The sequence below is a fragment of the Nocardiopsis sp. B62 genome, assembly GCF_018070675.1.
GTDB classification, from domain to species: domain Bacteria; phylum Actinomycetota; class Actinomycetes; order Streptosporangiales; family Streptosporangiaceae; genus Nocardiopsis; species Nocardiopsis prasina.
Genome location: NZ_JAGPXK010000014.1, coordinates 49,170 through 61,182 on the forward strand (window position 1 = coordinate 49,170; position 12,013 = coordinate 61,182).

At 70.8% G+C, this 12,013-nt stretch carries 11 protein-coding genes; 10 read left to right on the forward strand and 1 reads right to left on the reverse strand.

Annotation, left to right across the window (positions count from 1 at the left end):
• The first annotated feature begins 6 nt into the window (after positions 1-6).
• The 10 genes from KBX21_RS16345 (at position 7) to der (ending at position 10,475) form a co-directional block, all read left to right on the forward strand.
• On the forward strand, positions 7-1,041 hold the full coding sequence (locus tag KBX21_RS16345) for a site-specific tyrosine recombinase XerD (protein ID WP_210842423.1): 1,035 nt from the start codon (positions 7-9) through the stop codon (positions 1,039-1,041).
• A gap of 289 nt (positions 1,042-1,330) precedes the next feature.
• Entirely contained in the window at positions 1,331-2,290 is a 960-nt protein-coding gene (locus tag KBX21_RS16350) for a ParA family protein (protein ID WP_049567931.1), read from the forward strand.
• Positions 2,287-2,688: a hypothetical protein gene (locus KBX21_RS16355; protein ID WP_049567928.1), complete on the forward strand. Its 402-nt coding sequence runs from the start codon at positions 2,287-2,289 to the stop codon at positions 2,686-2,688. The genes KBX21_RS16350 and KBX21_RS16355 overlap by 4 nt, the downstream gene beginning before the upstream one ends.
• Before the next feature lie 120 nt (positions 2,689-2,808).
• On the forward strand, positions 2,809-3,672 hold the full coding sequence (locus tag KBX21_RS16360) for a ScpA family protein (protein WP_049567926.1): 864 nt from the start codon (positions 2,809-2,811) through the stop codon (positions 3,670-3,672).
• Positions 3,672-4,262, forward strand: a complete 591-nt coding sequence (gene scpB, locus KBX21_RS16365; RefSeq protein ID WP_017544594.1) for an SMC-Scp complex subunit ScpB — start codon at positions 3,672-3,674, stop codon at positions 4,260-4,262. The genes KBX21_RS16360 and scpB overlap by 1 nt, the downstream gene beginning before the upstream one ends.
• Positions 4,249-6,267, forward strand: a complete 2,019-nt coding sequence (locus tag KBX21_RS16370; protein WP_210842424.1) for a pseudouridine synthase — start codon at positions 4,249-4,251, stop codon at positions 6,265-6,267. The genes scpB and KBX21_RS16370 overlap by 14 nt, the downstream gene beginning before the upstream one ends.
• 118 nt (positions 6,268-6,385) lie before the next feature.
• A complete protein-coding gene (gene aroH, locus KBX21_RS16375; RefSeq protein ID WP_049567923.1) occupies positions 6,386-6,748 on the forward strand; it encodes a chorismate mutase in 363 nt (120 codons plus the stop codon).
• A 129-nt stretch (positions 6,749-6,877) separates the two neighbouring features.
• On the forward strand, positions 6,878-8,020 hold the full coding sequence (locus KBX21_RS16380; RefSeq protein WP_049567920.1) for a prephenate dehydrogenase: 1,143 nt from the start codon (positions 6,878-6,880) through the stop codon (positions 8,018-8,020).
• A 108-nt stretch (positions 8,021-8,128) separates the two neighbouring features.
• Complete coding sequence (gene cmk, locus KBX21_RS16385) at positions 8,129-8,818, forward strand: (d)CMP kinase (protein ID WP_049567918.1); 690 nt, start codon at positions 8,129-8,131, stop codon at positions 8,816-8,818.
• A 220-nt stretch (positions 8,819-9,038) separates the two neighbouring features.
• Positions 9,039-10,475: a ribosome biogenesis GTPase Der gene (der, locus tag KBX21_RS16390; protein ID WP_049567915.1), complete on the forward strand. Its 1,437-nt coding sequence runs from the start codon at positions 9,039-9,041 to the stop codon at positions 10,473-10,475.
• A gap of 68 nt (positions 10,476-10,543) precedes the next feature.
• Here the strand turns inward: der and KBX21_RS16395 are convergent, their stop codons facing one another.
• On the reverse strand, positions 10,544-11,992 hold the full coding sequence (locus KBX21_RS16395) for an MFS transporter (RefSeq protein WP_210842425.1): 1,449 nt from the start codon (positions 11,990-11,992) through the stop codon (positions 10,544-10,546).
• Positions 11,993-12,013 lie beyond the last annotated feature (21 nt).

Genomic DNA, 12,013 nt, shown 5'->3' on the forward strand with positions numbered 1-12,013 from the left:
CCGCACGTGGGAACCGAAGCAGCGGAGAACGGGCCGGGGCGGACCGAACTCGACGAGGGCCCCCTGGGCCGGGTCCGGTCCGCGTTCCTCGACCACCTGAGCGCCGAGCGGGCGCTGGCCGACAACACCCTGCTGGCCTACCGACGTGACCTGTGGCGTTACGTCGAGTACCTGGACGCCCAAGGGGTCACCGACCTCGCCGGGGCTTCCACCGGGCACGTGGGAGCGTTCCTGGGGGCGCTGCGCGACGGCGATGACGTCCACGCGCCGCTGAGTGCCTCCTCCGCCGGGCGCACCCTGGCCGCGGTGCGGGGGCTGCACCGGTTCGCGGTGCGAGAGGGGTGGGCGGCCAACGACCCCGCCGCCGAGGTGACTCCGCCGTCCCCGCCCATGCGCCTGCCCAAGGCCGTGCCCCTGGACCAGGTGGAGCGGCTGCTGGAATCGGCCGGGCCGGTGGCGGCGCCGGCCTCGGACGCACGCGTCGACCTGCTCGCCCAGCGCGACCGCGCGCTGCTGGAGGTGCTGTACGGCACGGGGGCGCGGGTGTCGGAGGCGGTGGGCCTGGACGTGGACGACGTCGCGGACGCGGTGGACGCGGGCGGGCCGGTCGGCCTGGTGCGTTTCAGGGGCAAGGGCGGCAAGGAGAGGCTCGTACCGTTGGGCTCCTACGCCCGTCGCGCCTTGGCCGGTTACCTCACCCTGGTGCGGCCGGTACTGGCCGCGTCGGGGCGGGGCGGCCCGGCGCTGTTCCTCAACACCCGGGGCGGACGCCTGACCCGGCAGGGCGGGTGGGTGCTGCTGTCGGCCGTGGCGGAACGAGCCGGGGTGGAGGGAGTCTCGCCGCACACCCTGAGGCACTCCTTCGCCACCCATCTGATCGACGGTGGCGCGGACATCCGTGTCGTCCAGGAGTTGCTGGGGCACAGTTCGGTCACCACCACGCAGGTCTACACGCTGGTGACCGTGGAGCGGCTGCGCGAGGTGTACGCGTCGAGTCACCCCAGGGCGCGGCGCGGGGCGGATCCGGGTGGCCCGCCGTGAGGGCTGGGACCGCCGCGGAGGGGGCGGAACCGCGTTCGGGACGAGTCCGACGTGCGTCGTGTGTACCCTTCTCCTACGAGAGAAATGGGTACGACCGTGCGGTTCCTCCCGGTTGCAGAGGGTGGGGAATCCTCGTCGGATCATGTTGAAGTGCGCCGTGTCGTCGTTCTAGAGTCGCCGCACAGAGGTACGTTGCTGTCGACATATTGAGTTTCCGACGGCGGCCAGTCGTGGGAGACGTCAAGAGTCCCATCGGGCCGTGGCCGGTCCGTAGGGGAGGTCAAGGGTTGTGAACTGGTCGGACAACGACGAGGCGGCGAACACCGCACCCGTCGGCAAGGAGGGCTTCGCCGACCCGGTGAGCAACCCGTGGGGGACGACACGCAACACGGGGGCGGATCTGCACACCAAGAGACCCGTGCGTACATATCCGGAGCCTGCGCCGCTTGACGAACACGGTCCGGCACGGATTGTAGCACTCTGTAACCAGAAGGGTGGGGTCGGTAAGACCACCACCACCATCAACCTCGGTGCAGCCATCGCGGAGTACGGCAGACGGGTACTGCTGGTCGACTTCGACCCGCAGGGCGCGCTGTCGGTGGGCCTGGGGCGGCTGGACCCGCGCGAGCTGGACCTGACCGTCTACAACCTGCTCATGCAGCGCGACGTGACGGTCGAGGACGTCCTGCTCAAGACTGACGTCGACGGCCTGGACCTCATTCCGAGCAACATCGACCTGTCGGCCGCAGAGGTGCAGCTGGTCGGCGAGGTGGCCCGTGAGCAGATGCTGGGGCGCGCGCTGCGCCCGGTCATCAACGACTACGACGTCATCCTCATCGACTGCCAGCCTTCGCTGGGCCTGCTGACCGTCAACGCGCTGACCGCGGCGGACGGGGTCATCGTGCCGCTGGAGTGCGAGTTCTTCGCGCTGCGCGGTGTCGCTCTGCTGATGGACACCATCCAGAAGGTGCAGGAGCGCCTGAACGAGGACCTCGTCATCGACGGTTTCCTCGGCACTATGTACGACCCGCGCACCCTGCACGCCCGCGAGGTGCTGTCCACGATCGTGGACGGCTTCGGCGACAAGGTGTACGGCACGGTGATCAACCGAACCGTGCGCTTCCCGGACGCCACCGTGGCCGGCGAACCCATCACGAGGTTCGACTCGTCCTCGGCCGGGGCCAACGCCTACCGGTCGCTGGCCAAGGAGGTGCTGGCGAGGTGGCCTCTCAGCGGTCACGACGTGTGACGCTACCCGGGGCGGACGAGCTGTTCTTCCGCCCCTCCGGTCCCGAAGAGGAACCGGTCGAGACCGAACGCCAGTACCAGGTACCGGAACAGGATCGACAGAGCACCACCGAGGCCTCGTCGGAGCGGCCCGCGCGCAAGTCGAACGGCAGGGGGCGGAGCAAGGTACGCCGCGCTCCGAAGCCGAGCGGGCGCCAACGCCACGACGAGAAGATCACCGTCTACGTCTCCGGGGCCGAGCTGCTGGCCCTGGAACAGACCCGGCTCTCGCTGCGCGCGGAGCACGGGTTGTCGGCCGACCGCGGCCGCCTCGTTCGCGAGGCCGTCGCCATGTTGCTCGCCGACTTCGAGGAGCACGGCTCCAGCAGCATGCTGGTGCGCCGGCTGACCGAGGACTGACGTCCCCGGGCCGACCGCTGGGGGAGCGGACGGCGACCGGGAACACGGGAGTGAGGGTGTCACCGGCTGGTCCCAGCCGGTGACACCCTTGTGTCATGAGCGAGAAGACGTGGACCCTTCATGGTGACTGACCAGAAGGGCGCACCGCCGGGGGCGGACGGCGCCGACGAGGTCGACGAGAACGCCTTCCAGGTGCACCTGGACAACTTCGAGGGCCCCTTCGACCTGCTCCTCGGGCTGATCTCCAAGCACAAGCTGGACATCACCGAGGTGTCGCTGTCGAAGGTCACCGACGAGTTCATCGCGCACATCCGCAGATTCGGCGACGACTGGGACCTGGACCAGGCCAGCAACTTCCTGCTGGTCGCGGCCACCCTGCTCGATCTCAAGGCCGCCCGCCTGCTGCCGCGCGGTGACGTGGAGGACGAGGCGGACCTGGCGCTGCTGGAGGCGCGCGACCTGTTGTTCGCCCGGCTGCTCCAGTACCGCGCCTACAAGGAGGTCGCCTCCTTCATGCGCGAGCGCCTGGCCACGCAGGGCCGCAGGTACGCGCGGGCGGTTCCGTTGGAGGAGCGGTTCGCGGGAATGCGGCCGGACGTGCTGTTCAGGCTCGGCCCCGAGGAGTTCGCGGCGCTGGCCGGCCTGGTGTTCACCCCGAGGGAACCGCCGAGCGTCTCGGTCACCCACATCCACCTCACCAAGACCTCCGTCAAGGAGCAGGGCGAGCTGATGGTGGCCGAACTCCGGGAGCACGGGCAGCTGACGTTCGCCCAGCTGACGGCCGAGTGCGACGGTACCTTCGAGGTCGTCGCCCGCTTCCTGGCCCTGTTGGAGCTCTACCGCGCCGCGAACGTGGGCTTCGACCAGCCCGTTCCGCTGGAGCAGCTGACCGTCACCTGGACCGGCGGCGACGAGGACGTCGAGCTGGAGTCCGACTACGACGAGGCGGAACCGACCGCCGAGACGACACCGGGGGAGCAGTGATGACCGCAGAGCACACCGCCGGGGCCGAGGAGCTCTCCACGCCCCCGGCCCTGCGCCGCGACCTGGAGGCCGTGCTGATGGTGGTCGACCAGCCGGTGTCCGAGTACGACCTGGCCCGCGCCATGGACGTGCCGCTTGAGCTGGTGACCCGTACCCTGGAGGAACTCTCCCGGGAATACACCGAACAGGGCCGTGGTTTCGACCTACGGGCGGTGGCCGACGGGTGGCGTGTTTACACGCGCCCGGAGTGCGCCGACATCGTCGAGCACTTCCTCAGGGAGGGGCAGGAGGTGCGGCTCACACAGGCCGCGCTGGAGACGATGGCCGTCGTCGCCTACCGCCAGCCGGTCTCACGTGGCAGGGTCTCCGCCGTTCGCGGGGTCAACTGCGACGGGGTTATGCGTACCCTCGTACTGAGGGGCCTGATCGAAGAGGCCGGACACGATCCCGAGTCCGGTGCGCTGCTGTATCGGACCACTTCCTATTTCCTGGAACGGCTGGGCCTGCGTGGCCTGGACGAACTGCCTGATCTGGCGCCGTTCCTCCCCGACGACATCGAAGGTCTTGACGACACCGGTGAGCACACCTAACAGAGAACGTTCCCGTGGTGAGCGGGACGGACACGCCCCGCGCGGTGAGCGCGGCGACTATGACAACCGCGGCGGCCGAGGCCCCCGCGACGACCGAGGCGGGAACGACCGCAGCGGTGGCGGACGCTACGACCGGGACGACCGTCCCCGCCGTGACGACCGTGACCGTGGTGGTCAGCAGGGCCGGGACGACCGGCGTGGCGGCTACCAGGGTCGCGATGACCGTGGGGGTCGCTCCTACGACCGTCGTGACGACGACCGTGGCCGTGGCGGGTACCAGAACCGCGATGACCGAGGCCGCGACGACAGCCGTGGTGGTCAGCAGGGCCGCGATGACCGGCGTGGCGGCTACCAGGGTCGCGATGACCGTGGGGGTCGCTCCTACGACCGTCGTGACGACAACCGTGGTGGTCGCTTCGACCGTGACGACCGTGGCCGTGGCGGGTACCAGAGCCGTGACGACCGTGGTGGCCGTCCGCAGGGCCGTGACGACCGTGGCCGTGGCGGGTACCAGAGCCGTGACGACCGTGGCCGTGGCGGGTACCAGAGCCGCGACGACCGTGGTGGCCGTCCGCAGGGCCGTGACGACCGTGGCCGTGGCGGCTACCAGAACCGTGACGACCGCGGTGGCCGTCCGCAGGGCCGTGACGACCGCCCCCGCCGCGACGACCGGAGCCGGGACGACCGCCGTGGCGGTGGCCGGTTCGAGCGCGACGACCGCCGTCCGCAGGGCCGGGACGACCGTGGTGGTCGTTCCTTCGAACGTCGTGACGACAACCGTGGTGGTCGCTTCGACCGTGACGACCGCCGCCCGCAGGGCCGCGACCAGCGGCGCGACGACCGTGGTGGTCGTTCCTTCGAGCGTCGTGACGACAACCGTGGCGGCCGTCCGCAGGGCCGCGACGACCGTCCCCGCCGTGACGACAAGCGTGGTGGCGGCTATCAGGGCCGTGACGACAACCGTGGCGGTCACCGCGACGAGCGTCCCCGCCGTGACGCCCAGGGGCGTCGCCTCCCGGGCCGTGACGACAAGCGCGGTGGTGGCTACCAGCGCCGTGACGACAACCGTGGCGGGCGTCCGCAGGTTCGGGACGACCGTCCCAGCCGTGACCCCGACCAGCGTCCGGCCCGTCGCGACCACGCGCCCGTCAGCGACGGCAAGAGCGAGAACCAGCTCTCCAAGGCGGCGCGTGAGCGGCTCAGCGCCCTGCGCGCGGACTACAACCCGCGTGACGAGGACCGCCACGAGGGCGACTCCCGTGACACCTACACGGACGTCCCCAACGGCATCCGGCTCCAGAAGGCGCTGGCCGCGGCCGGTGTCGCCAGCCGTCGGGCCAGCGAGGAGATGATCGCGGCCGGTCGGGTCAGTGTCGACGGTCAGATCGTCAAGCGCTTCGGTGCCCGGGTCGACCCCGAGGCCTCCGAGATCCGTGTCGACGACATGCGCGTGGTCACCGCCCCGGACAAGCTGTACTTCGCGCTGAACAAGCCGCGCGGCGTGGTCAGCACCATGTGGGACCCGGAGGGTCGCCCGACCCTGGCCGACTACGCCGGTCAGACCGCCGAGCGCATCTTCCACGTGGGTCGGCTGGACACCGAGACCGAGGGTCTCATCCTGCTGACCAACGACGGTGACCTGGCCAACCGCCTCACGCACCCGCGCTACAAGGTCGTCAAGACCTACCTCGCGAAGGTGCCCGGCCCGGTGCCGCACCGCGTGGTGCGCGAGATCCAGAAGGGCGTGGAGCTGGAGGACGGGCCGGTCCAGGTCGACTCCTTCCGCGTGGTCGACAACGACGACGCCCAGGCCATGGTGGAGATCCGTCTGCACGAGGGACGCAAGCACATCGTGCGTCGCCTCATGGAGGCGGTGGGTCACCCGGTCGCGGACCTGGCCCGCACCCAGGTCGGTCCGATCGACCTCAACACCCTGCGTCTGGGCACCATGCGTGCGCTCAGCTCGCGTGAGGTCGGCGAACTCTACAAGGCCGCGGGTCTCTGACCCGGAGGTCTGTCGATACAGTTGACGGCGGTCGCGCCCCACTCTCGGGGGGCGGCCGCCGTCTCCTGTGTCCCCCAAGGCGACGGCACCACCGACGAGGACGAAAGCGGGATCGAACGTGGCGGTACGGGCCATTCGCGGTGCGGTGCAGGTCGACGCGGACGAACGCGAGCAGGTACTGGAGGCCACCACCGAACTGGTCTCCGAGGTGATGCGGCGCAACGGGCTCACCACCGACGACGTGATCAGTGTGTTGTTCACTGCCACCACTGACCTGAACAGCGAGTTCCCCGCGCTGGCGGCGCGCGGTGTGGGCTTCACCGACGTTCCTCTGATGTGCGCGTCCGAGATCGACGTCCCCGGCGCCCTGCCGCGCGTGGTGCGGCTGATGGCCCACGTGGAGACCGACCTCCCGCGCTCCGAGGTCCAGCACGTCTACCTGCGCGGTGCCCAGGCCCTGCGCCTGGACATCGCCCAGTAGCAGACCCGGCGCCGCCGCCCCTCCCGACCGGGGACTCCACCGGAACCGCGGGCGGGAGGCCTGGTCAGGAGGTCGTACCCTTGGACCGTGCCCGCGACAGGCGTGGGCACGGTGAAGCGGGGGAGTGCTGTGGGCGAGGAAGCGGCCGGGACGCGCCGGACGGAGCCGCGTCGGGTCACCGTGGTCGGGACCGGTCTGATCGGTACGTCGATCGCCCTGGCTCTGCGTGCGCGCGACGTCGACGTCACCCTCAGCGACCCGGACCCCGCCTCCCTGAACCTGGCCTGCGACCTCGGAGCGGGGCGTCCGCTGGAGGAGGCCGGGCACGGCGCCCCCGTGGACCTCGCCGTGATCGCCGCCCCGCCCGCCGTCGTCCCGGCGGTGCTGCGCGACGCCCAGCAGCGGAAGCTGGCCCAGGTGTACACCGACGTGGCCAGTGTGAAGACGAGTGTGCTCGAGGGTGCGGAGCGGCTCGGCTGCGACATGGCGACCTTCGTGCCCGGACACCCCATGGGCGGCAGGGAGAAGCACGGTCCGGGCGCCGCCCGCGCCGACCTGTTCCTCGGCCGCTCCTGGGCGCTGTGCCCCACTCCGGAGGCCGACCAGGCGTCCGTCGAGGCGGTGGCCGGCCTGGCCCGCGCGTGCGGCGCGGACCCGCTGGTGCTGGACGCCCGGGCGCACGACCGCGCGGTGGCGCTGGTCTCGCACGCCCCGCACGTGGCCTCCTCCGCGGTGGCCGCCCGGCTGCTGTCCGGAGACGACGACGCGCTGACCCTGGCGGGCCAGGGGGTGCGCGACGTCACCCGGATCGCCGGGGGCGATCCGGCCATGTGGGAGGAGATCCTCACCCACAACGCGGGTCCGGTGGCCGAGGTGCTGCGCGGGGTGGCCGCGGACCTGGCCGTCACCGCCGACGCCCTGCGCTCCTGGAGCCAGGCCGGGCCCGGGACCCCGCTTCGGGACGACCTGGAGCCCGTCCGCGACCTGCTGGCGCGCGGGCGTTCGGGGCAGGCGCGCATCCCCGGCAAGCACGGGTCGGTCCGGCGCCCCGAGTACACCGTGATCCCCGTGGTCATCCCGGACGAGCCCGGAGCCCTGGGGCGCCTGTTCGCGGCGGCCGCCACTGCTGGAGTCAACATCGAGGACGTGCGGATCGAGCACAGCCCCGGCCTGCCGCTGGGTGTGGCCGAGCTGTACCTGCTCCCTGAGGCGGTCGACACCCTCGCCGCCGCGCTTTCCGCCGACGGCTGGTCGGTGCACCCGGGCCTGTGAATCCACGGCCGGTGCCCGTGGTGCCGGGCGTCTCGGCGCGAAGGTAGGCTGAGGCGTCGGCGACACCAGACGCCGACGCAGGCACAGTGATCTCGGGAGTCAGCAGCAGTGAGCGCGCAGGACAAGGGCATCGTCATCGCCATCGACGGTCCCTCCGGGTCGGGCAAGTCCAGCACGGCCAGGGGTGTCGCCAGGGCGCGGGAGCTGCGCTACCTCGACACCGGGGCCATGTACCGGGCCCTGACCTGGTGGATGCTGGACAACGGCGTGGACGTCGACGACGCCGCCGCGGTGGCCGCCAACGTCGGCCGCCCCGTGATCTCGATGGGCACCGACCCGTCCGCTCCGTCCGTGACGGTGGACGGCCGCGACGTGGCCGCCGAGATCCGCGGCAAGGAGGTCACCACCAGCGTCAGCGCCGTCTCGGCCGTGCCCGAGGCCCGTGAGCTGCTGGTGCGGACCCAGCGCGAGGTCATCGAGACCGCTCGTGAGCAGGGTGCGGGTATCGTGGTGGAGGGCCGTGACATCACGACGGTCGTCGCCCCCGAGGCCCCCGTCAAGCTGTTCCTGACCGCCAGCTCCGAGGCGCGCGCGCAGCGTCGCAGCAAGGAGGTCCGGACCGTCGACGTCGCGGCCACCCAGGCCGACCTGGCCCGTCGGGACAAGCTCGACTCCAGCCGGGCCCACTCGCCGCTGACGCAGACCGCCGACGCCACCGAGCTCGACACCACCGGCCTCACCCTCGACGAGGTCATCGCCCTGGTCGTCAAGCTGGCCGACGAGGCCCGCGACAGCTAGCGCGCGACCCGCCGGAGACGGTGGGAGGCCGGGGAGAGACCGGCCACACCACCCCCGCCAGGGGGAACACACGAACATCCACGGGGGTTGCCCTCCGTGGCAGGACACGGGCGCCCTCGGTGGCGCCCGTGGTGATTCACGTGGCGATCGCGCTGAATCCTTCGACATCCTCGCGGCACGCATCCTGGGCGCGTGAGGACCTGTAACCGGGAGTGAGTACATGATTGAGTTCGACGTGTCCGACGTGGGCGAGGCGCCCGAGGGCGAGGAGACGGCGCTGCCCGTCGTCGCCGTGGTCGGCCGCCCCAACGTCGGTAAGTCCAGCCTGGTGAACCGGATCATCGGCCGTCGTGAGGCCGTGGTCGAGGACGTCCCGGGCGTGACCCGTGACCGGGTGGCCTACGACGCCGAGTGGCAGAGCCACCGCTTCACGCTGGTGGACACCGGAGGCTGGGAGACCAGCGTCAGCGGGCTGGCCGCGATGGTCGCCCGCCAGGCCGAGTACGCCGCGCAGACCGCCGACGTCATCCTGTTCGTGGTCGACGCGACCGTGGGAATCACCGACGCCGACGCCGCGGTCACCCGCGTCCTGCGCGCCACGAAGAAGCCCGTGGTGCTGGCCGCCAACAAGGTGGACGGCGGGCAGCAGGAGGCCGACGCCCTCGACCTGTGGAACCTGGGTGTGGGACAGCCGTTCCCGATCAGCGCCCTGCACGGTCGCGGTACCGGTGACATGCTGGACGCCATCGTGGAGGCCTTCCCCGAGACCCCCGTGGGTGAGGCCGAGGACGAGGAGGACGGCCCGTCCCGCATCGCCCTGCTGGGTCGCCCGAACGTGGGCAAGTCCAGCCTGCTCAACCGGCTCGCCGGTGAGGACCGCGTGGTCGTGGACTCGGTCGCGGGTACCACCCGTGACGCGGTCGACGAGCTGATCGAGCTGGGCGGCCAGACCTGGAAGTTCATCGACACCGCCGGTATCCGCCGTCGGTTCCGCGCGCTCCAGGGCGCCGACTACTACGCGACGATGCGCACCGGCACCGCTCTGGAGCGGGCCGAGGTGGCCGTGGTGCTGATGGACGTCAGCGAGCCGCTGGCCGAGCAGGACATCCGGGTCGTGGAGCAGGTCGTGGAGGCCGGGCGCGGTCTGGTGCTGGCCTTCAACAAGTGGGACGTCCTCGACGAGGAGCGCCGCATCTACCTGGAGAAGGAGATCGACCGCCAGCTGGCGCGGGTCTCCTGGGCTCCCCGGGTGAACATCTCCGCCATGACCGGCCGCCACATGGAGCGCCTGGTCCCGGCGATCGAGACCAGCCTGGCCGGATGGAACCAGCGCATCTCCACGGGCCAGCTCAACAACTGGCTCAAGGAGCTGGTGGCGGCCACCCCGCCGCCGGTGCGTGGCGGCAAGCAGCCCAAGATCCTGTTCGCGACGCAGGCCGGTGCGCGTCCGCCGCACTTCATCCTGTTCACGACCGGGTTCCTTGAGGAGAACTACCGCCGGTTCATCGAGCGTCGTCTGCGCGAGGACTTCGGTTTCGAGGGGACCCCGGTGCACATCAGCATGCGTATCCGGGAGAAGAAGAACGCCACCCCGGGCCGCGCCTCCAAGGGCAGTGTGCGTCCGGACCGCAAGCCGCGTGGCGGCGGCCGCCGCTAGCGGCGGGTTCGAGGCATGAGTAGGGGGCGTCCCGGTGGGGCGCCCCCTTCGTCGTGCCCGGTCTCCGGTCAGGTGTCCGTGGGCAGGCGGCGAACGTTGCTGCCCCGGATGCCCCTGCCGAACTCGCCGCTCTTCCTCGGGTAGGGCAGTCTCGTGGAGGTGCCTGGAGCGCGCTCCGGGACGGGGATGACCGGGGCTCCGGGCAGCGGTCGCCCGGCGCTCTCCCTCATCCGCCAGACCACGACGAGTCCGATCACGCTCGCGGCCATCACCAGCCAGGCGGGGGAGTACGGGTTCCCGGTGGCCTGCACCAACGACTCCGAGATCAGTGGGGTGGTGCCGCCGAACAGCGCCACCGAGATGTTGAAGCTGATGGCCAGGGCACCGTAGCGGACCTTGGTCGGGAAGAAGGCCGGGAGCGAGGCGGGGCCCGCGCCGGAGAAGTGCACCAGGGTGAAGGCCAGGACCAGCACGCCCAGGGCCGCCGCCCACGCCGTGCCCTGTTGCAGCAGCCAGAAGGCGGGCAGGGACAACAGGATGCCGAAGAAGCAGCCGGACATCAGGACGGGCCTGCGCCCCACCCGGTCGCTCATGAAGCCGAACAGCGTGACGGTGGCCAGCATGAAGATCATGGCGCCCAGGGTCACCACCAGGGCCAGGGTGGAGCTGTATCCCAGCACCGCCTCCAGGTAGGTGGGCATGTAGGCGGTCACCATGTAGTTGTTGACGTTGAAGACCATGACCAGGCCGATGCACAGGACGATGGCGTGCCACTGGCCGACGATCGTCTCCTTGAGCTGGCCCTTGCGGCGCTCACCCTGCTCGTCCTTGGCGAAACCGTCGGTGTTCTGGTTGTAGACCGGGGTCTCCTCCAGCTTCACCCGCAGGTAGAGACCGATGGCGCCCAGAGGCAGGGCCAAGAGGAACGGGATGCGCCAGCCCCAGTCCTGCATGGTGTCGGAGCCCAGGAGCAGGGTCATCACCGTGACGATGGAGGCGCCGCCGATGTAACCGCTGACCGTGCCGAACTCCAGCCACGAGGAGAGGAACCCCCGTCGCTTGTCCGGGGCGTACTCGGCGATGAACGTGGTGGCGCCGCCGTATTCGCCGCCCGTGGAGAAGCCCTGGAGCATGCGGGCGAGCAGCAACAGGATCGGCGCGACGATACCGATGGTCGCGGCCGAGGGGATGAGCCCGATCGAGAAGGTGCTGACCGCCATGAGCAGCATGGTGGCGGCCAGGACGCGTTTGCGGCCGATCCGGTCGCCGAGGGGGCCGAAGAACATGCCGCCGAGCGGACGGACCAGGAAGGCCGCCGCGAACGTCGTGAACGTGGCGATGAGCTGCACACCGGCCGACTGCGACGGGTAGAAGACCAGACCGATCGTCACGGCGAGGTAGCTGTAGACACCGAAGTCGTACCACTCGGTCGCGTTGCCGATCGCCGCCGCGACCACGGCCTTGCGCGTGGTCCTGTGCTCCGTCTTCAGGGTCTGCCGGCCCGGTTGTTCGCTCACTTCTCCCCCTCGGTGAAATCA